The organism is Hyphomicrobium sp. DY-1, assembly GCF_047497105.1.
Classification (GTDB): domain Bacteria; phylum Pseudomonadota; class Alphaproteobacteria; order Rhizobiales; family Hyphomicrobiaceae; genus Hyphomicrobium_B.
The window spans coordinates 2,044,924-2,064,394 of record NZ_CP134870.1; the positions used below are offsets into that span (position 1 = coordinate 2,044,924).

Here is a 19,471-nt window from a genome sequence, read left to right on the forward strand (position 1 = left end):
TGCGGGGAGGTGCGGGGCGCTATTACGCGCCGCGCGCCAACGCGTGGCCCGTTAGTACAGGCAGTCGATTTCGAAGACTTTGCTTTCGTCGATGCGCGTGACGCCGAATGTCATGCTCATGTGGAGCTGCGGCAGGTTGTTCTTATCCGGCCGAGGGCTGATGGTCGTAACCAGCGATTGCCAGTCGCCCCAATGCATGCCGGACTTCACCCAAACCGGGCACTTCATCGTCGCGGCGGGAGACACGCCAGACGATAAAAGCGCTTCATTCTGCACGAACTCAAAGCCCATAAAGCGCGTGACTTCGCCGTCAACTAGGGCTTTGATCGCCGCGTAGTCGCTGTTCGTAACCTGCGTTTCGCCTAGCAAATCGTCGATCTGCTGCGCGGAGCAAGCGATGTACGGCTGTTCGGCCTTAAGGTCGATGTTGGCCTGTTTCATCATCTTGCGCATAGCGCGGAGCTTCGCGACCGAGAGGCCCGTAGAGCCAACGGCGACGGTATTAGCCGTGCGGTACGGCGTGCTCGTAGCACCGAGCTTACCCGTGCGGGCGTTCGCGAAGAACGCCGCAATAAATGCGTCGTCCTCTTTGCGGGCGGCGCCCATGCGAGCACTTTCGACGTAGGGCGACATAGGATCGTAAAGCATGCGCAGCCGGTCGAGACGATCGACCATCGTTGCGAAATCGTAGTCTTTCGGCGCGATCCAACGCTGTTTGTGCTCGAACTCTGAAAGCTGCGTGTCCGCAAGGCGCACGGTTCGCTCGTTGAACTCGGCCGGGCCAACGAAGTCGACAGCCTGCGCGTCTTCACCGACGTAAGAACCTTGCGTCGCATACGGGCGGAACACGCCGCCTTTACGCTGCACGGCGAGCAGCACGTTGGACGTGAACGACTTAACGTGGTGCTCGGGAACTTGATAGGTTGCGAGAGTATCAGCCATTGAGGCCCCCTGTTGAAACGGTGGTGGTCGCTTCGGTCGGAGGGGTATTTAGGCTTGTCGCCTAGCCCTCAGTTTGTACCGGCTCGCTATGCGCGAGGTGTTCGGACTACGCGGAACACTGATGCAAACCGAATGTGAGAAAAGTCTGCAAAGATTTGCGGAACTCTGCAAACCTTTGCAGAAAATAAATTACACGCGCGGCGGAAATTCCCAATAACGCGACTGATTTTCGTTGCCGATATTGGGCGCCACGCGCTCTTGGTCAAACGAGTTGCGCTTTGCGAAAACCTTGATCGAGATAAGCCCGTTGTCGGTATCGTCGACGCCGGTAACGATCGCAGCAAACGGGCCTTTGTGACCATCTACAGTCGTGTCGCTGTAGAAATGCACGATGCGGCCGATGCTCGCGAGCGGGGCCTTTGGTTTCGCTTTCGGGTCTTGCTGCGCGGGCGGCAGAGCTTCCGGAGGTAACGTCGGCTTTGTGCCGGCCTCCGCGTTCACTTCATCCGGCGTCGGCGCTGCCGGGTCGTTCGAAAGCATGTCGTCGATGTTTCCGCCGTTCTCGTCGGGTGTCATTCGAAAATCCTTTATTTATGCTGGTTTCTACGCGTGTTTACTTGCGAGGCGGGTACGCGATTTCGTGCAATTTCGTCCACTTCTGCACGTTCGCCGCTCGCTCCGGGTTGCGCATATCGAGCATGCTGTCTTGGAAACTCTTGTCGTTAGACAGCTTTTGGATTTCCGCGCCGGCTTGCTCTTTCGTCATCGACGCGAGGCTGCCGCCTGCTGCGCCCGGCGCGTCGATCGTCGGCGTCTCAACGCCTAACTTTTTGCCGATCGTCGCGAACAGTTGGAGCACCGCCGCCATGCCGACAGACTTATCGAGCGCTTGCAGCGTTGCGTCTTCGATGCCCATTGCCTTGACGGCAGCTTGGCCCGACGCAATGTTCTGTTCCCAACCGGAGCCCCATTTCGTTTTGAGCGCTTCGACAGCCGCGTCGTTCTCGGCCTTAGCTGCGTCTTGCTGCTCTTGCGCGATTTCGCCGACGAGCGCTTGCCACTTCTCAACGCCGGCTTGCGCAGCAGCGGGGGACGCGCCAACACCAAAGAAAAGTTCTTTTGCAAAAGCCTCCATCTTCGGGTGAATTTCCGCGTTCTCGCCGAACTTGAACGTGTACTCGTCGGATTTCTCCGGGCGGCCGAGCGCCATATGCACTTTATTCCACCCCTCGGCGTCGTTCGCGTCTTTCGGCAACCCGATGACGTCGCGAGCGCCATTCTGCAACTTGTTAAGGTTGTGGTACGCCATACCGAGAGCGTTGACGTCGGCGTAGTTCTTCGCCTTCATCAGCTCTTTTACAGCGGGGTCTGTGAATGTTTCGAAGAACGGCGGGGGCGTATCATTACCGCCAGCGCCGCCCGCGCCGCCAAGGGCTTCGGCGCTGCCACCCGCACTGCCTGCGCCCCCCGCGCCGCCCTCGCCCTCAAAATAGCGGACAAACCATCTTTCATTTCCGTAAAGCATTATCGGCCTCGCCTGTGGTAGCGGTTAAACAATTCTTCGAATGGGATCATGCTGTGCTCTAAGATGCGCAAAAACACCTCGCGGCGGCCCTCAAGCACAGCATGCATACGCGGGTCCGCGTGGAACGTCGTTTCGAATGCCCGGCAGAATTTAGCCAAGTCATCCATGACAACTTCGATATCTTTGTCGGTCGGCTCGCCCATGCCGAACAACCGTGCGTAGGCGACGCGGCGCTGCTGCAAAAATTGCTTAGTCGCCGCGTCGCGCGGGTTCTCGCCTTCGTCAAGCTCCACGGGCGCCGCCTTGTGCCGCAGTCACAGCTTTGACCACTTGAGCTGCGGCCGGCGCGGCTTGGATCGCGGTTTGCGTGTCGTTCGCGTCCTGCTGCTGCTGTCGTAGGTCGGCAAGTTCTTCGTCGCTTCTAATCCACCGCTCCGGCACCGCCTGCTGGTCGGCGATTTCCGGTATGGCGGCGTCGAAGTTGAAGCGGTCTAGCTTGCTCGGGTCTTTGGTCTGCGCGGCGATGTTGAGCGCCCACGACGTCACGCGCATAAAGCCCGATGTTTCTTCGGCCTTTTGCAGCCGCGATAGCGGGCTGTCATACGCGATAGAATACTCGCCCTGAGCTTCTTTCAGGATGCCGGGCATAGGGGGCAACAAGCCTTGTTGCCCTAAGCAATCTAACTCGCGGTCGATCATTGGCCCGAGGTCGTAATCGAACATGCGGCCGGCAACGGGCGCGAGCAGTTGCCCCTTCTCTTGCATCAGGCCGATAAACTGCTCGGCCGTCATTTCGGGGTTATCTACGAGGATTTGGAACAAGGTGTTAAGGAAAATATCCTCAATGTTCTTTTGCTCCATTTCCATCATGTCTTTAGCGACGTCATAGCGCCCCGTCTGCAAAGCCTGAATAAGTGGCTTTCCATCCGACGTAACGCCGCCCGGATTTACGAACCCCGGCGTCGCGTTGAACGCGTCAGCAACACCGTCATCGTGCGCAATGTAAATGGGGTCGACCGCGCGCTGCCCGGCCTTGACGGTGGTGTACTTTTCTTCGTTGAGCAGCTTGATGGAGCCGAGCGCCATATCGCCGGGTCCGCGGCTGTAAAGCTCGCCGGGCGCCGAGAAATAGCGTCCGATCGGAAACGGCCATGTATGAAAGCCTTCCTCTCGGATTATTTCTTTCGTCTGATGAAAGATATATCGCCCGCGCCACTCCATCCCTTTCATGTCGATACGGTCCGGATTGAAATCGGATCGCGGGCTAACGACGTGCACGATCGTGAATGTCTTGTTCTCGTCGGGGCCGCCTACTTTCGTCAGCTCGTTGATGATAGCTTGCGGCGTGAAATCGCTATCTTTGTTAAACTGCTGCTGAAACTGGCGCGCATTCAACTCGCGCGGCCAAAAGAACGTATCGGGCCTGCCGTGGTAGTTGAGCGCGATATACCCCTGCCCGAGCGGAACGCAGCGATAGCGCAAGCCCTTACGGTGCTTTTCGCGCGATGGCTCGACGAATTTATACCCGGTGCCAAAGGCGCCTACGGATGCGTTGCTTTGGTACTGCGCGTCGGTGAAACCTGAATAGTTATCATACCGCTTCTGAAACAAAACCTCCGTGGCTTCGTCAAACCACAGCCGCGCGCTGCGATCTTTCTGCACGTCGCGGTTCGTGGCTTTCAGCCGGTGCCACCGCTGCATGCGCGGCGTAGAAATACTTTCGCAAATGGCGACAAATTTTTCGATCGCCTTAGCGCCGGTCACGTCGACCATTTTACGGTTGCGATTGCCGCCGTTTGCGCCGAGCGTGTTCCCAAAAAAAGTATTGGATTGCCTAGGGAAAATGCGCTCTGCAATCTCTTGCCATCGCGCCTCGTAGGGCGCTCGCGCCGTCTTCGCCATTTCAAAACGGCGAATATCAAATGCGCCATCGTTATAATCTGACATTTAAGCCGCCGAGGTTTGGCCGAGCAATTGCGCGCTGCCGGTTGAAAAGCTGTCGCGAGTGTTGATGCCAGTAAGCAGGGTGAGCGCTCGGCCGCCCTGCGTTTTGTTGATGCGCCTTCGCGTCTCGGCGACGCTCGCCTCGCCCTCGGGGCTGTTGTATGATGGCGCAACGGGTATCTGTGCTGCGGGGGCCGCTGCCGGGGCTGCCGCAGCCGTCACGGGCTGCGTAACGGTTTTTGGCTGCCGTGGCGCAAGAAAAGACATGTGGTGGCCTGTCCTTCCGAATTTATGATTTTTGCGCCCTATCACTCGAAAATATCGTAGTCTACCCCCTTCGGTAATTTTCGTTGGCTGTTGCGCAAACGCGCGACGCGCGACATTCGCTTAGGTGCTTTGACGGTGAACGTAAGGCACAACGCGTCGCCGTCATCGGGAGACGGCAGCCCCCGGTCTTTCATGTCCTTTTTGCTTTCGATGATAAGCTGATTTTTGTCGTTGTAGCGAAACGTCGGGTTTGTGAGATCGCTTTCGAGCGCTTCGCTTGCGTCGATGCAGCCACCCTTTCGCAACCACTCTCGGCACTCGCCGTGCATTTCGGCGCGGATATTGTAGTAGTCGGTGCGGTTCGTCGCCGATGTGCCGGGGTTCACTTCGACGACGCGGCGCCCCATTGTTTTGAGCGCGTCGCAGACCCCACCGCCGACGCCCGAACCTTCGACCACGGTAACGTCGGGGTCGTATTCGTCTTGCGCCTGAGCAATTTTTGCAGCGAATTGCTGCGTGTCGAGCCCGTAGAATTTCAACGGCGGAATGCTGCGGGCGTCCCAACCCTGCCGGAACCGAATAACAGATGCGTCGTCGCCGAAGCGGGCGACGTCACAGGCCATGATAAGCCCGGCGTGGTTCTCGGTCGGCAGCGTGCGCTGCTGCGCGTCCTGCACATACTCTATCGGGATGTAGCCGTTGGAGCCGCCGCGCGGAAATTGCCCTTTGACACGGACGCGCACTTGGTCGCTGTCCTCGCCGTACTGCTCGATAAGGCGCGCAATGCGTATCTTGTTTGTGATCTTGACTTCGCGGCTGTCGACGTGTCGCGTTTTCCAGAACTTGCGGAACTTTCCGAAGCAATCGAAAAAACGACCATCTTTACGGGTCGGGTTGCCGAACGCAAACCAGAAGCACTCGCCGTCGGTCATGCCGCCCTCGGCGACTTCCCACAACTTCGCGGGGATGGCGGACGCTTCGTCGAAGATAAACAGAATTGCCGAGTGCTCGTTGTGCAAACCGGCAAAGCCCTCGGTGCGTTCTTCGCTCCACGCGATAGCGTTGATGCAATAGTTCTTTCGCTTTTCTTCGGGGTACAGCGCATAATAGTACTGCGTCGACGTCCACTTAAACCAGTGGCGCGCAATGAACATGCCGTGCCACTTCGCAAGCTCCGGCCATGTCTTCGTTTCGAGCTGGTTTTCTGTGTTGGCTGTGACGACGCCGCGGCAATCAATGCGCGTTGCCATCAGAAAAATAATCAGCCATCCGACCAGTGTAGACTTGCCGACGCCGTGGCCAGAAGCGACGGCGTTCTGCCACGCTTCCAAATCGAGCTTGCAATCGCGGCGAAGCATGTTCGCTTTGATGTGCTCGCCCAATTCGAGCAGCAAATCTTTCTGCCACTTGTCGGGGCCGGTCTTGTCGGCCAAAGGCCCGCCCGCTTCGCCCCACGGAAACGCGAACATGACGAAGCCGTAGGGGTCCGCGTAGAATGAGCCGATGTGCTCGGCTAGCTCTTTGTCAAACTGTGCCGGCGTCACCTCGACACCTCGACGCAAATGTAGATCGCCAGCGCGACCCACAGCAGCACGAAGCCGAGCATGGTCAGGTCGGGCTCGTTTCTGCGCTTCCAAGCGCGCAGCGTTTCACCTTTGAGCGGCAGTCTCATTGAACCGTTCCCTCAATAATCGCGATCCCGTCGAAGTATCGAGCGTCGCGACGTTTGACTTTCTCACCGCCGAGCCCGCTTACGATAGCCGCGGCGGCTACTCCGAATTTCACCGGGTCAATGCGCGGCTGCCCATTCGCTTCGGCCCACGCCTCGAAATCTTTAAAGGTATCGCCACACGTCACCGATGCGCCCGGCACAGCAGAAAGCCGCGCGGCAGCCCAAAGCGACACAACCCCCACCGCCTCGCCGGCTCGGGGTATGCGCTGACGGGTGACAGTTATTTTTTGTGATGTGGAATTATCCGGCGTTAATTCCTCGTCACGCAAGGATTTTTCGCCGCCACGCCTCGTCGCGCCACCCTTCGCGCCGTCGTCGCTGCCACCCGTGGCCACAAACGTCAGCGTAAACATGGTCGACGCCGCCACGTCGATCAGCAGCACCACTCCGACATTGAGCAGGGTGCGCGCCGTCTTACGCGTCACATCAATGCCGATAAAACCTAAAACCTTTTGAAGCGTTTCAGCCTGTGGGTCCGCGGAGCCGACGGGCATTGCGGTTTCATCAAGCCGTGCCCGAGCGTCACGCAGCTCCGACGTCAAGCGCTCGCCCTCGCGCGCCGTCGCTTCCTCAATCTTCAACGCCTGATATTCTGCGCACGCCTCGCGCGATGCATCGGTCGTAACGTCGGTGCATTCTTTAGAGAGCCGCCAACGCACGGCAGGCACAGCGCCTTGCGCGGCATTCATCAGCTCAACAACCACGTCTAAAGGTCGGTGCGCTCCGACACGCTTAACCGCGGCCTCGGCATCGCTCACGCGCTTGACGGCGCGGTCATAAAGCGCCTGCGCGTTGTCCTTCTCGCTTACGACAACGCCGGTTGAGGTAGACGCCCACCCCAAAGCCGAAAAGCCCGACCAGAACGCGCAGCAAAGCCAAAAGATAAACGCCCCGCTTGCGAGGCCCTTGTTGTTCCGCCACAGCATAACGCCGAACAGCGGAAGAACGATCTTGAGACCGTCGCTCCCTACCGAAGACACGACGTAAAGCGCGCGGTCTATCAGCTCGGCGCCTTGCCCCGATGAATAACGCGCATTGGCTACGATCGAGGCGCAAGCAAAAACCCCGCCTAGACCGTAGCCAACCGCCCTAAGGACGGTGTTGCGGTTCACGCCGGCACCGCCTCGTCGCACAATACCTGCACCAAGTCGGGCTGCGTTTCATCAGCCGACTTGCTTGCGGTGATATGCCGATCGAACAGCATGCGCTCATACGTGATGCGGCGGGGCCGATCGCTCCGGGGCTCGAAAGCCCGCCCCTTGTGACGAGGGCAGTACGTTTCCCCCGGCACAGTCACGTCGCCACAACAGCCAAACCCTGGCGACCTAGGATCGCCAATTGGCCAAGCGCACTGCCCGTCCTCACGGTCGATAAACGACACCCTCACTACGTCTTGGGGGTCATACACTTCCGGAGTTGGGTCGACAGGCGTGTAGTTTTCATGGCCTTTGCCGAAAGCATAATGCGGGTTTCTCACCGCATGCCGCTTGCGCTTAAAGGCTTCCATTCCACGCGCCTGGCGTGCGCGCCTGTCCTCGTCGGACAAGCGACCGTAAAGGTGCGGGATACCCCGCGCCCTCGGCCGCAACTTCAATCGCCTAGCTTTGCCGATGACCATATTTTTAGTCACGGGGCGCTCTGCGATCGTCGACAGTTGGGCGGCAATGGCTTCAGCCGAAAGGCTATCGTCGCCCCATTTGGTTTTTAGTGCCTCAACGGTTTGTTCGTTCCACATGGTGGTAGCTCCGGGCTCGAATTTGTGTGCGGCTTCCGGTTAGGGTGGTGGACCATCCCGAAAGGTGTTCGCTCTGCATCTGCTCGGTGATTTACGAGGGCGGTGGGGCTATCCGGCTTGCGGGGCTTCGGCCTCGATAATCCACGCTATAGCCGAATGTGGACGACGCGTCAACACCTTTAGCCGCTGCGGGGGCTAACCGCAGCGGCTTCGGGGGAGAGGGGAACGTCACCTTTGAGGGTAACCGCGGGGACGGCAGGGTCGGCCTCGGCTACTTTTTGCGCCCTAACAGCATGTCGGTTCGGCCGTCAATAGGTGCTGCGAAATAAATATCGGAGGGCGAATAGGCGGGGCGGATAAGAGGCGCGCCGGCTAATACGCTTTTCGGCGTGTCGCCATTGGGTTGCCGGTATTAAAGCTTTGCGGTGTTGGGGTGTTGCGGCGTTTTACTTCGGCAAGGAACTCGGCCCTCAAATCACGAAAAATAATCGTCTATATAGAAAATTCTAAAAATTTTTGTCCGCCATCATGCGCAAAAGACGCGCGGCCGCATTCGCCCCCGCCCCCGCCTCACGGGCAAAACGGCGTGTTGTGGATGAAACTAGAATAATTCCGCCAGGAATGGCCTGGGCGTGCAGAAGCGCGCTGCTTTCTAATTAGTAATTATAAATTGTGATGCGGATTATTCTTTATGCTCAATGGCTTGCGCTTCAATCAATTCGATTGGTCGCTCATTGGCCGTATCAGACCTAGGAATACGGGCGATTGCCATGCGCAACACGTCCACAAGCTGGCCGCTGTTCGTGTCGGTCACATCAATCTTTGTGCCATACCGGCTGCGATCCCTAACACCTAGAACCCACTTGATATTTTCGCTTCGGACTTTTGCCATTGCGGGGTTAAGATGCTCATTGTGCACATTTAACAGCAAGTCTTCGAGCATAGCGTTGTTATTTTCGCGCGCCCGTGTCAATTCATCCTTGAATTTAGCATCATCTGCCGCTAATTGATCCAAGCGTTTCTTGGTTATTTTCAGAGACTTATTTATCTCGGTAGGCGTCAACAGGCCATCATTCAGCATATCGCACACGTGGCGCTTTATACGCTCGATTTGCTCGGCTTCCGTTGGCGGCTCGGGCAGCGCAAGCATATCAGCGGTGTGACCATCCGATGGCAGGGCTAGCAAATCGTCGATATCGCTCATGCTGTAGCGTCCCGTATCAATGCGAGCTTGTCGCGTCTATCTCGTGCACGGTCTTTTTTCGCTTGGGCTTCACTCTTGAAATGCAGCTTGCGCCCACGTGCTGCTGCTCGGGCTTTTTTCGTTGTGTGCTCGGGCTTGCGCCACTCACGCTTTGGCCGCTGTTTCTTTTCCGTGGGCAACTCGTGCTCATACGGATGCGCGCAGGCGAGCAGTGCGCTGAATTTTGGTCGCTTGTGAAACCATTTCCCTGCGGTTAGCGGGTGGCACGCGACGTCGGGCCTGCGCGCCGCGCTATCAAAGCTGTCTCCTGCCGCGCATCGCACGATTATTATTTCCATGCGCTTGCGCCAACCGTCGCTTTCATACAACGCCTCGTTATGCTGGCGCGCCGCCTTATGCGAGCCCCAAATTGGCTGCGGCAGGCCCGACGCTAGCCGCTCTCGATAAAAGTCTCGTGCTTTTTTAAATCGGCGCCATTTGGCCTGTTTTATTTCTTCTGTCGGGGAAGCATCGACGGCCGCGCGCCGCGCCTCGATAAATCTATTCTTACGCCGCAAAGCCGCAACGCCTTTTCGCTCTTTAGCGGCTTGGCGCTTAGCCTCTATGGCTTTTTTCTTTCCCTCAACGGCAGCCCGGCGCGCGGCGCGCGTTATCTCAAGCTCCAAAGTCCGCAAAGCCGCTAAGCTCCGACGGCTATTCGGCTTCATCCTGCTTCGAGCATACCGAGGCTTTTTAGGTTCATCAGTCATGGCCTGAAATAGCCTTTAAAAGTTCGTTGGAAAAAGCAATGAGTGACGCTTGCCCCGAGCGTAAGCGAGTGGGGCGCGCAAAGCGGAGCGCAGCGAAGCGCCGCGCGACGGCACCTTATTGCTATATATAATATTAGGCATGGTACTTGCTCCGACTACCACTTGAGCTAGTTGCGCGCCCTAACTGCGCGTTGATAATCTGTCAACACATTTCGGTTATGATGTTTAAATGCCCACGCCACGGGGCATTTAAATGGAGCTACCACAATGGAAAATACAGAATTTAAATGGCTGTTGGTCGAGCGCTTGGGCGCTGACGGCCAGCTAACCGTCGTTGCACGTCGGGCGTTTAAGGTTGGAAATTGCGCGGATAAAGAGCGGGCGCGGCGCAGGCTAGATGTCGACATGGATAGGCTCGGGGCCGGGGCATATTTCGTCGGCGCCGAAATGGATTTTCCGAGCCTGAAATAAAAAGTGTTGACGTCACGTCCATACTATGAGATTTGTTGGACATCCGACAAAGCGGAAGTTCGGCATACATGGACCGGAAGGCTAAAAAACGCGAATGGACTAGGGCGAAGCGCGCCGCAGAAAAACGCGGCGAGCGATTTACGAGCCGGAAAGTCGATTTGCGCACGCCCGAGGAACACGCTGCCGACACCCGCAAACGGAAACGTGAGTGGATGTCCGCAAAGCGCAAGGCTCTACCGGCCAAGCCGGTCAAGCGCGTTGCGGGCAAAGAATTAGAAGCTGAAATGCTCGCGGGCCTTTTGCGCGGCAAGGCGGCTAAAGTTCTGGTTCACACTCACGGTCGCGGCAACTCGCGTGTCGCGGTTTACAAGCCTGAATACGAGGCTTTGCATAAGCGTCAAAACGGGTGTTGTGCAATTTGCGGCCGAAAGCCTGAAAAGCGCAGCCTCGTCGTCGACCACGAGCACGGAACCGGCGTAGTGCGGGGCCTGATTTGCTACCACTGCAACACGGGTCTCGGCATGTTCGGGGATGACCCGAGCCGAATATTGTCTGCATTGAACTACCTACTTACGCATTAACCCGCCCGCGCCACCGGGCATTTAACTTAGGAGCTACCACAATGACCATTTACGAATTTATGTGCGGCGTGATGCGCAAGCCCGCCAACTATAAGAAGTCCGGCGCCTATGATGCTTGGGCGCGTTGGGTGTCGCGCAAAACCCGCGTCTTCGCACCTTGGCCGGCCGCATCGGTCATTGAAGACGGCGACAACTACGAAAATTGCATGCGAGCCCGCGACGCTATCCGCGGGGAAGTCCTAGCCGCTTAGGCTTCACTCTGTTGAGCCCGCTTCCCCGAGCGGGCTCAATGGTGTGCAGCCTTCGCAGCACAACGGCGCGCCACCGCCGTGAAAACCAAACAGGAGCTACCACCGTGCCAAAATTCAACGTCACTTTTGAACGCATAACGGATGAAAGCGCCGAAATCGGCGACGTAGAGGGCTCCGGCTTTGTCGCCGAGGGTTGTTCCCTCCGCGACGCTGTGCACTTCGTTGAGCAGAGCTTGCGCGGCGACACCGAAGTAATCGAGCCGTCGGACAGCGACGTAGGTTCCGCGCGCTGGTTTACTTGGTTAGGCGGCAGGCACCATGCAGACGGCGACTTTACGAACGTCTCCCTGCATATGCCCGATAGCGTAACAGCGAGCAGCCGCAAGCGGATCGGGCGCCTAGTCGGCGCCGTATTTTGCTAAGCAGGAATGGTCAATACACAACGGCGCGCCACCGCCGTGAAAACCAAACAGGAGCTACCACCATGAACATTGAGCAAAGCTTGGCCGCCGTTGGATACGGCCACCGCCACTATGCCAACACCCGCAACACCGGAAAGCACGAAGTTTTCGACCTTGCCACTGGCGAGGCTATCGCGCGCTATGACGCGCATCAGGCCGCGGCATTCGTCGCTGCCCGAAAAGCCGCAAAGCCGGCCCTCCAAGTCATTTTCGAAAATCAGCACTACCAAGCTTGCGAGCTTCGCAGCGGCAACCTTGTCGTTTGCCACAAGCGCAAAAACAACGGCAGCCAAGGGCGGCAGCTTGTCGGCCCGCAAGCCGCGGAATGGATCGAAGCAATAAAGACCGCAATCGACCGTGACGAGGCTAGCGCGCTCTGCCGCGCGATCCTCCATTCATAAGCAGGAATGGCCCAGACATGAAACGCCAATACGCCTACCAAGTGACACTGCCCGACGGCCGTTCGAAAACCGTCTCGATAACACGGAAGTTAAAAGCGCCGTGCTGCTACGCGGTTCGTCTCAGCCGTGGATGGTCAATCGCTGCCGTCGCGGAACAGAGCGACGTCAGATACCGCGGGTATCAAGCTTGTGAAGCCAAAGCCGCGTAGCGTTAGCCGTGTTGGCCCTCGATCAGCCGGGGGCCAATGCAGTTGCCGCTAAAGCAACTAGCCGCACCACCGGCTAACCAAACGGAGCTACCACAATGGGAATACGTTTCCAGATTAACGAGCAAATAACCGCCGAGCAGGCGCACATTCGCTCGCTCTACACGCGCATTTCTAAGCAGGCGGAAATCGCCGGCAACGGGCGCATTTTGTCGCCGCAGCGCGAGGCCGCAGAGAAGAAAGTCGCAGAGCTGATGCGCGAAATTAACGAGCATCGCAAGATCATCGTTGCCATTCAGCAGCCGCGTCGGCGAGACGCAACGCCTTTAATCTGAGGGCTGCCATGCCTGTCACACGAAACCGGCGCTTCACTCTCGACAACGGCGCCATTGCCGAGGTTGATTTTGAAATACGGCACTTCTCATGGTCCGATTTCGAACTCAACGTCACAGACGCGTGGCTGTTTAAAGATCGCGATAACGCGCAAGCGCCCCGTATTGCACTTTCGGACAATGAGCACGAACGGTTCGAAAGCGAAGTAGCAGCGCACATTTGGGACTACATCGAATAACCGGCGCACCACCGCCAGGAATGACGCAAACGGAGCTACCACGATGCACGTTTTTAAGGACAACGCAGACCTGATTGCGCTAGGCGACAACCTAGCGCAATCCATTATCGGCTTGCGGCTCGCGCGCTACTACGCGACGCCGGAGCAATGCCGTTTGATTGACGACGCTATCGACGATTTCAACGCCGCTCGAAAGATGGTCGCCAAGCTTACAGGGCGCGAGGCCCGCACCGAATTTGTGCCCATCGGTGAGGTGCAGGAATGCCTGAAGTTTTTCCCGGACTTCGCATTCTAAACTCTGCGCTTTTCTGCCCCTGCGATCAGCCGCGGGGGCAGATATGTGCAGAGTTGGAGAGGGCGAAACTATGCAGGCGTTTTTGAACAGTGGCGCGATCGACGTGCTCGTGATCCTCGGCATTCCGTGCGGGATTATGGGTTGGCTCGTCGTCACTACGAAGGAAATCAGCGAGGGCGACGAATGAACAGCGCGCCCAAGAAAAAGTTGAGCGAAGTGCTCGCGCAGCCGGGCTCGCGATTGCAAGCCCCGCACGAGGAAACAAACCTCGGCGCATATTGGATACTCGATTGGCCGGACGGCGGCTATTACGTCGTTTCGTTCTCGAAATCCACGGGCGACTACAGCGCAAAAAAGTACATGCCCGGCCCGAAAGGCGAAGGCGAGTACGTCACCGAAGAACTTGGCGACGAGCGCGCAAAAGCTCTCGCATGGTTCAAGGGGCTATATTGCGAGTGGAGGGTTTGATGGCGGGCTTTTTTTCGAACTACACAGATTTCTATGACAGCACGTCGGACGAAGCCGGGCAGGAATACGAGCTAACGCTGTGCGCCGAGACGGCCAAAGCGTGGGGCGTCGTAGGACGCAACCTCGCAACCATTTGGCTGCCAAAATCGGCGTGCTCGCGCGTCGGCGGCACCGGGAAAGTTGGGGAAGAAATTCAGCTCATGGTGCCCGATTGGCTCGCCGAGCAGAAAGGCTTGGCATGAGCTACGACCACGGGCATGAATGCAAGCGCCTCGGCATGCTATATTTTGCGTGGTGCTGTGAAGCATGCGCTACGCGTGTCGGCGTCTCGTTTGCGCACGGGGCAAGCTATCCGCATGGTGGATGGTGCCAAGTCGGTAAGCACCGGCCGGGCGGCGAAACGAAATGGCTAGACGTCGATCCGGATAAGGTGACGCCGTGGCCCGAGAAGAAAGCAGCATGCTTATCCGGTTCCTACCCATGACGACTAGATATAGTGGGATGCTCCCATTCGCCAGAATAGAGTTGATCATAAGTCGGAGCATCGACTGCTCCTCCGATACCGAGCAACGAACGGAACGAATTGAACGGGTAGAAACGTCGGTTAAAGCGGAACGTGAACTCGTTAAGGTACGCCTGTAGGTGCTGCGGTCTGACCCCGTGGTGGACGCCAGTGAGCCAAGCCTTAAGATTGGAGAAAACAAGGTGGATGATCGGCAAATAATCTTCCGCGACTTGGGGGTCTCCGCCCTCGACAACCGGCAGATGGTCGAAGCTGCTGGCCAGCTTGCCGTATGCTCCCCAGTCGTCCGTAACAACGAAAGTCCCAGGCACAACGGCGCTTTCGATAAAACCGCACAGAACCTCCGCCGTGCGGGAGGGAACAACTTCCAAGCGAAGTCTGCCCGCGTATCGGCCGCCCCTACGGACCTTGGCTTTGCCGCCTTCTTTGGGCTCCTTATGCCGAACTTCGACCGCACCAATTACAAGCGTCTGGCTGTGGACGCCGCGTCCCTTCCCGCGCGTTTTACCTCCCACCCACGTCTCATCAATTTCAACGTGGTCGCCGACATTGCCGATGCGATCCCGCTCCGGCCGCACCATGCCCGCGCGGAGCTTATGAAGGAGTTGGAAAGCCGTCTCGTAGCGCGAAATGCCAAGCTGGCGCTGAAATTGAACAGCCGACATGCCGGGCGTCAAAGAGCTAATAAGGTAAGCGCCCCAGAACCATGTAGAGAGCGGCGTGCGTGTCCTAGCCATGACGGTATCTGCCGTCAGTGCGGTGTCCTCTTTGCAGACGCGGCACCTAAGGACGTGTGGCCGATTGGCGAACCGGTAAGGCTCTTGAGAATCGCCGCACTTCGGGCAAATGAAGCCGCGCGGCCATCTGATCTTTTCAAGATAGGCGGCGCAAGCTCCGTCGTCGGGAAAAAGCCGCTGAAACTCTGGGAGAGATCGCGGGAAAGGAAGATCGCGAACCACGGCTTACAACCTTTCCGGCTTTCTCAAATGACGAAACGCCTCCTGCTTTCTACCGTCTCTCGCAATTTGGGCATTGTCTCTGATCCAACGGTACAGAACGTCTTCCCAGCCATCGGCAAGATCGCTATAGGCTTCAAATCTAATGCGGTGTTGCCGCGCTGTTTCCGTTCCCATGCCGGACCGCATGTATTGGCCGTAGGCGCTACTTGCCAAGCCCTCAAAGCGCCGGAAGCGCGTCCAGGCCACCATCGCCTGTTCAAAATCCATTACAATATCCGGCGGCTGCTTGTTCTTTGCTTTGATTGCCTCGCGCTCTTGAGTATCGCGCTCAATCCGCATGTCCCATTTACTCATTTGGGCGCCCCTTGTTCACATTTCTCTCGGTGGCTGCGCCACTCCGCAGAAGCGTTGTGCTTGGCCCCTTGGCCCATCCAACCAGTGCCGGTCCAGCCGCATGAACACCTAGCTGTAACGCCGATGGAAAAGCTTGCCTTGTGGTCGGGATTTGTCTTTTTCCTTTGGTTTGCCGTCATCTTAGAAGCCTCCACAGTTATCCGATGTTCACAGACTATCACTGGTGGCCTTGGGTGTCAACCGGATAAGCATGGAAAGCAGCAATCGACGTCGACGCGCTGCTAGACCTTGGAAGCGACGAGGACGACTTGATTGCTTCCATGCTAGAAATGTCGCCTGCGCAGATAGAGGACATGCTGTCGTGACGCCAGAACTCATTTTTGCGGATATCGGCGAAACGCTGTATGGTTCGCGGTGGAAACGCGATTTGTCCATCATGCTCGGTGTGAGCGATCGAACCGTTAGGGCGTGGAGCCGCAAAGCCCCAAAGCCCTCGCACAAAGTATGGGCTAAGCTTGACGTGCTGATCGCTGCTCGCGCTCGTCATTTGGAGCGGCAGCAAAAGCAGATTAGGAAATGGGTGCACTGATGTTTGAAACTGTTGGGGCGCTTATAGATTTCGTTCTGCTCGTCGTCGCGCTGCATGTCGTGGCGTTCGGCGCGGTGAAGGCGTGGTACTGGTTCCGGCCATAGCAGGCCGCAAAGCTTCAAAAGAAAAGAGCCCTAGAACCTTGTCGGTGCTAGGGCTTTAGTTTTGTCGGGATCGTCAGGGAATGAGGTAGTGTCAACGGAGGGAGTTTGGTATCGGACCGGCACACCGCTTGGGGTCGATGTGGCCACCCGGTCCGCTTGGGCTACCAAGCTCGATACTTGTGGACCATACGTCAACGATTTGCGATTTGCAAGCTATTTCGTCAACGGCTGCGGCTCGGCGTTTACGCTCTCGTATTTGGCTTCGAAAGCGAGCTGCGACATAGGGAAAAAGTTGCCGGCCGCGTCGCGCACGATGTAGTCGCCGGGGCGGGCGAGCGCAGGCCCCTCGGGCGTCGGGATAGTAATTGACGAAACGCCGGGGTATTCGTAGGGCGCCAAGGCGTCACGGAGCCCGTGCTCCGCGAGCCAAGCCCAAATTTCAGACGCGGACGCCACGGTAGCGCGGAATTGTTTGGCCTCGACCGTCACGGGCCGGGTACGATAAAGGTGCATGGTGGTAGCTCCTGTGTGGTGGGGACAGAATGAAAGTGGACGCTTACACTAAGGCCGTTCTTACGGTTATCGCGGTGGCGCTGTCGGCTATCGCGCTACGCGGGTTCGTCGAGCCTGCGAAGGCTTTTCCCGAGGGCGGCTGCGGGTCGTGGTTGAACCCTTGCACCGTTGAGGTGAAAGGGACCGTGACGCTAGACAGGTAGTGCGTCGAGCACTTCCGCGAACGATATGCAAATCTCGTCGGCGAGCAGGTTCATAAGCTCGGGTTCCTCGCCGTTCCGGGTTAGTATAACCGTGCGCTTTCCGGCGCCCGCCATCCACCCTAGCTCTAGGTGGGCTGACCGCCCGCACGGCAAGACAAGCACGCACGCGTCGGCCCATTTCATCGCGTCAAAATCGGACTTAAAGCCCGCCTGTGAAATCGGGTGCTTAAGTATCTCGCGGTATTCGGATGCGAACTCTATACGGCCCTGCGGGTCGACGTCGCGCCAGCTAAAGCCTTTGTCGCCGGGGCGCGGGTTTCGGAAGTCGTACACCTCGTGCCCCGCGTCGCGAAGCGCCGTTACGATCGAGGGCTGAAAGGGGTTTCGCCAGCTAGAGGCCACGTAAATTCTCATTGGTAGTTCTCCCTTCTGTGAAGATAAACGAGCCACTTATTTTTTCCCTTGCCGTCGTCGGAGACGTGCGCGGTGTAACCATTCCAAGTACACGGCGAGCGGAAAAGCTTCGTCAGACGCTTGACGATTGCGGCGGTATCGCCGTTCGTCATGTCACCGATAAGTTGGTCGTGGCAGATCATGGCCGCCGCCGCTTTGAGCGGCACGCCGTCTGCAAAATCGTGGTTATCGTTGCCGTCGTTTGCGACCATCGCGTCTATGTAAATGTGCCGCTCGTTGTTGCGCACGTTCTCGAAGCTCACGGGCCGCAAAGCCCCATACTCTTCACCGTTCGGGTGGGGAACCGAGACTTTTTCGAACCATGCAGGCTGCCCGTCGCTGAAAGATAAGTTGGCTTTGACATTGTCGAGCCGCACGTATCTGTAGCGGTCTGTAGTCGGAACACCTTCGTCTTCGGCATCTTTCTCCGACATTGGGAAAAAGTTCATGCCGATGCGGACGGCGTTGATGACAGCCGAAGCGCCGCGGCCGGCGTCCATACTGTTTGAAAAGCCGTCGCTGCTCGCCTGTGGCGGCTTTTTAGAGTGGTGAACTAAGCAAATTGAAATGTTGAGCTGCTCGGCGATTTCGCGATAAGCGCGAACAACCTTGGACATCTCAACGTTGTCATTTTCTTGGGCTTCGTGAGTTTCAACGAGCGGGTCGACGAAGACGACGCCGATATCGTACTTCTCTATATACTCGCGGAGCCGCTGTCGGTCGGGCGCAAATATAATCGCGTTGCCTTTGCGCACGGCTATCGTGAAGGTCGCGCCTTGATGCAGAAAAAGCTTATTTTTTATGGTGGCGAGGCCAATATTATTGAGCAGCAAGCACGCGTCGAGGCGGCGCTCAAACTCGGCTTTCGGGTCTTCGTTGTTGATAAAGAGCACGTTGACAGGCTTCGGGATAACGGCGCCGACCATGCCACCACGTGCGAGAGCGAGAGCTACACCGCACGCTATGGTCAAAGTAGACTTGCCCGAGGCACCCGGCGCTACGAGGCTAGAAACGGCGCCACGCAGCAGCATGTCGCGCATGATCCATTGGCGACGAGGCAGGTTTGCCATATCGCGTTCGGTGTCGACGGGCTCGACATAGCCGTGCTTTTCGATTTGTGCCGGCGCGGTAGGCGGGGGCGGCAGTGTGATGACGTCAAATTGCGTTTCCGGGTTGGCGACGCCGGCCTGAGACTTGGCGTATTCGTAGGCGTGCGCCACCTTTTGACGAAGGCTGCGTATTGTGTGCTCGCCTGAGCGGAAAGGCAGGTAGAGCCGAGACATAAGCTCAAAGCACGTCTGCTCGCTAACGCCGAACTCGCGTACCCGGCAGGCGGTGGCGTAATTGCCGGGGTCGAGCGCGAGCTTTACGTTTTCGATATTCTCCGACAACCAATCCGAGGCGGCGAGAATTGCTGTCGGCGTATCAAGCTCGCCAATCTCGCGTGGCCCGTCGTGGCGGACGATGGCGCGTTTAAGGTGCCCGAGCCACGATTGCGGCAGCTCCGCAATAGGCGCGTCGAGTGCCACGACGTATTCGCCTTTGTCCGTCACGGCGCCCTCGCCGAGCACGTAGGCATTGCCGGTCTTAACGTCGATCGCGTCGCCGAACGCTTTAACGCCCGAGACGGGGTGCGGCACCTTGAAATAAATGTGCATGCCCCCCGTAGGGGTCATCACCGTATAAGTCGCGGGCAACTGTCCGAGTTTCGTTACGGCGTCGCGTAGCTGCGCCTTGCCGCCGAGCCCGTCGCGCACGTCGATATCGAGCACAACGATTTGGTCGCCACAGGCTACCGCGGGGTTGCTGTTATCCTCGGGCGACCATCGCTTAAGGATTTCGCCTTCAAGCGCGGAAGCCGTCTCAAAATGGTTTTCTTGCACTGGCGGAAACTTCGCGCCAGCTTTCACTTTGAAGATACGAAGCCCTTGCCGCGCTAGGTTTAGGGCGGCGTCGCGCATAGACATTAG

General features: G+C 57.8%; 27 protein-coding genes. 11 read left to right on the top strand and 16 right to left on the bottom strand.

The genetic code is table 11. From position 1 onward, the window contains the following. Nucleotides 1-51: 51 nt before the first annotated feature. The 11 genes from RLW41_RS09700 to RLW41_RS09750 form a co-directional block, all read right to left on the bottom strand. Entirely contained in the window at nt 52-942 is an 891-nt protein-coding gene (locus tag RLW41_RS09700) for a phage capsid protein (RefSeq protein ID WP_414464362.1), read from the bottom strand. A 189-nt stretch (nt 943-1,131) separates the two neighbouring features. Then, nucleotides 1,132-1,518 (bottom strand): hypothetical protein, encoded by a 387-nt coding sequence (locus tag RLW41_RS09705; protein ID WP_414464363.1) that lies wholly within the window; start codon nt 1,516-1,518, stop codon nt 1,132-1,134. Nucleotides 1,519-1,555: 37 nt separating this feature from the next. After that, nucleotides 1,556-2,467, bottom strand: coding sequence for a hypothetical protein (locus RLW41_RS09710; protein ID WP_414464364.1), 912 nt, complete (start codon nt 2,465-2,467; stop codon nt 1,556-1,558). Then, nucleotides 2,467-2,760, bottom strand: a complete 294-nt coding sequence (locus tag RLW41_RS09715; RefSeq protein WP_414464365.1) for a hypothetical protein — start codon at nt 2,758-2,760, stop codon at nt 2,467-2,469. Before RLW41_RS09715 ends, RLW41_RS09710 begins: the two co-directional genes overlap by 1 nt. Then, nucleotides 2,750-4,414, bottom strand: a complete 1,665-nt coding sequence (locus tag RLW41_RS09720) for a portal protein (RefSeq protein WP_414464366.1) — start codon at nt 4,412-4,414, stop codon at nt 2,750-2,752. Before RLW41_RS09720 ends, RLW41_RS09715 begins: the two co-directional genes overlap by 11 nt. After that, nucleotides 4,415-4,678 carry a hypothetical protein gene (locus RLW41_RS09725; protein ID WP_414464367.1) on the bottom strand — a complete coding sequence of 88 codons (264 nt, stop codon included), beginning with the start codon at nt 4,676-4,678 and terminating at the stop codon, nt 4,415-4,417. It lies immediately after the preceding gene. Nucleotides 4,679-4,719: 41 nt separating this feature from the next. Then, nucleotides 4,720-6,222, bottom strand: a complete 1,503-nt coding sequence (locus RLW41_RS09730; RefSeq protein WP_414464368.1) for a hypothetical protein — start codon at nt 6,220-6,222, stop codon at nt 4,720-4,722. After that, nucleotides 6,219-6,350 carry a hypothetical protein gene (locus tag RLW41_RS09735; RefSeq protein ID WP_414464369.1) on the bottom strand — a complete coding sequence of 44 codons (132 nt, stop codon included), beginning with the start codon at nt 6,348-6,350 and terminating at the stop codon, nt 6,219-6,221. Before RLW41_RS09735 ends, RLW41_RS09730 begins: the two co-directional genes overlap by 4 nt. Continuing rightward, on the bottom strand, nt 6,347-7,168 hold the full coding sequence (locus tag RLW41_RS09740; RefSeq protein ID WP_414464370.1) for a hypothetical protein: 822 nt from the start codon (nt 7,166-7,168) through the stop codon (nt 6,347-6,349). Before RLW41_RS09740 ends, RLW41_RS09735 begins: the two co-directional genes overlap by 4 nt. Before the next feature lie 350 nt (nt 7,169-7,518). Continuing rightward, a complete protein-coding gene (locus RLW41_RS09745) occupies nt 7,519-8,145 on the bottom strand; it encodes a GcrA family cell cycle regulator (protein ID WP_414464371.1) in 627 nt (208 codons plus the stop codon). A 682-nt stretch (nt 8,146-8,827) separates the two neighbouring features. Continuing rightward, on the bottom strand, nt 8,828-9,349 hold the full coding sequence (locus RLW41_RS09750; RefSeq protein ID WP_414464372.1) for a hypothetical protein: 522 nt from the start codon (nt 9,347-9,349) through the stop codon (nt 8,828-8,830). 1,288 nt (nt 9,350-10,637) lie between these two features. Between RLW41_RS09750 and RLW41_RS09755 the strand changes: the two genes are divergently transcribed. The 10 genes from RLW41_RS09755 (at nt 10,638) to RLW41_RS09800 (ending at nt 14,287) form a co-directional block, all read left to right on the top strand. After that, nucleotides 10,638-11,150, top strand: coding sequence for an endonuclease VII domain-containing protein (locus tag RLW41_RS09755; RefSeq protein WP_414464373.1), 513 nt, complete (start codon nt 10,638-10,640; stop codon nt 11,148-11,150). A 41-nt stretch (nt 11,151-11,191) separates the two neighbouring features. Then, entirely contained in the window at nt 11,192-11,401 is a 210-nt protein-coding gene (locus tag RLW41_RS09760) for a hypothetical protein (protein WP_414464374.1), read from the top strand. Between the two features lie 38 nt (nt 11,402-11,439). Then, entirely contained in the window at nt 11,440-11,823 is a 384-nt protein-coding gene (locus RLW41_RS09765) for a hypothetical protein (RefSeq protein ID WP_414464375.1), read from the top strand. Between the two features lie 62 nt (nt 11,824-11,885). Then, nucleotides 11,886-12,263: a hypothetical protein gene (locus tag RLW41_RS09770; protein ID WP_414464376.1), complete on the top strand. Its 378-nt coding sequence runs from the start codon at nt 11,886-11,888 to the stop codon at nt 12,261-12,263. A 304-nt stretch (nt 12,264-12,567) separates the two neighbouring features. Continuing rightward, nucleotides 12,568-12,804, top strand: a complete 237-nt coding sequence (locus RLW41_RS09775; protein ID WP_414464377.1) for a hypothetical protein — start codon at nt 12,568-12,570, stop codon at nt 12,802-12,804. 8 nt (nt 12,805-12,812) lie between these two features. Next, nucleotides 12,813-13,040, top strand: a complete 228-nt coding sequence (locus tag RLW41_RS09780; RefSeq protein WP_414464378.1) for a hypothetical protein — start codon at nt 12,813-12,815, stop codon at nt 13,038-13,040. 43 nt (nt 13,041-13,083) lie between these two features. Continuing rightward, a complete protein-coding gene (locus tag RLW41_RS09785) occupies nt 13,084-13,335 on the top strand; it encodes a hypothetical protein (RefSeq protein ID WP_414464379.1) in 252 nt (83 codons plus the stop codon). Between the two features lie 183 nt (nt 13,336-13,518). After that, nucleotides 13,519-13,803 (top strand): hypothetical protein, encoded by a 285-nt coding sequence (locus RLW41_RS09790; RefSeq protein ID WP_414464380.1) that lies wholly within the window; start codon nt 13,519-13,521, stop codon nt 13,801-13,803. Then, complete coding sequence (locus RLW41_RS09795; protein WP_414464381.1) at nt 13,803-14,045, top strand: hypothetical protein; 243 nt, start codon at nt 13,803-13,805, stop codon at nt 14,043-14,045. The genes RLW41_RS09790 and RLW41_RS09795 overlap by 1 nt, the downstream gene beginning before the upstream one ends. Continuing rightward, nucleotides 14,042-14,287 (top strand): hypothetical protein, encoded by a 246-nt coding sequence (locus tag RLW41_RS09800; protein ID WP_414464382.1) that lies wholly within the window; start codon nt 14,042-14,044, stop codon nt 14,285-14,287. Before RLW41_RS09795 ends, RLW41_RS09800 begins: the two co-directional genes overlap by 4 nt. Here the strand turns inward: RLW41_RS09800 and RLW41_RS09805 are convergent. The 3 genes from RLW41_RS09805 to RLW41_RS09815 form a co-directional block, all read right to left on the bottom strand. Beyond that, complete coding sequence (locus RLW41_RS09805; RefSeq protein WP_414464383.1) at nt 14,278-15,285, bottom strand: IS1595 family transposase; 1,008 nt, start codon at nt 15,283-15,285, stop codon at nt 14,278-14,280. The two genes, RLW41_RS09800 and RLW41_RS09805, sit on opposite strands and share 10 nt — an antisense overlap. Nucleotides 15,286-15,288: 3 nt before the next feature. After that, nucleotides 15,289-15,639 carry a hypothetical protein gene (locus RLW41_RS09810; protein WP_414464384.1) on the bottom strand — a complete coding sequence of 117 codons (351 nt, stop codon included), beginning with the start codon at nt 15,637-15,639 and terminating at the stop codon, nt 15,289-15,291. 906 nt (nt 15,640-16,545) lie between these two features. Further along, nucleotides 16,546-16,845 carry a hypothetical protein gene (locus RLW41_RS09815; RefSeq protein WP_414464385.1) on the bottom strand — a complete coding sequence of 100 codons (300 nt, stop codon included), beginning with the start codon at nt 16,843-16,845 and terminating at the stop codon, nt 16,546-16,548. A 29-nt stretch (nt 16,846-16,874) separates the two neighbouring features. On the opposite strand from RLW41_RS09815, the gene RLW41_RS09820 reads away from it, so the two are divergent. Continuing rightward, nucleotides 16,875-17,048 (top strand): hypothetical protein, encoded by a 174-nt coding sequence (locus tag RLW41_RS09820; protein WP_414464386.1) that lies wholly within the window; start codon nt 16,875-16,877, stop codon nt 17,046-17,048. On the opposite strand, the gene RLW41_RS09825 is transcribed toward RLW41_RS09820, so the two are convergent. Both RLW41_RS09825 and RLW41_RS09830 read right to left on the bottom strand, forming a co-directional pair. Next, a complete protein-coding gene (locus RLW41_RS09825) occupies nt 17,037-17,462 on the bottom strand; it encodes a hypothetical protein (protein WP_414464387.1) in 426 nt (141 codons plus the stop codon). The genes RLW41_RS09820 and RLW41_RS09825 overlap by 12 nt on opposite strands. Continuing rightward, the gene (locus RLW41_RS09830) at nt 17,459-19,468 is read right to left on the bottom strand and encodes an AAA family ATPase (protein WP_414464388.1); all 2,010 of its coding nucleotides are present in this window, start codon (nt 19,466-19,468) and stop codon (nt 17,459-17,461) included. Before RLW41_RS09830 ends, RLW41_RS09825 begins: the two co-directional genes overlap by 4 nt. Nucleotides 19,469-19,471 lie beyond the last annotated feature (3 nt).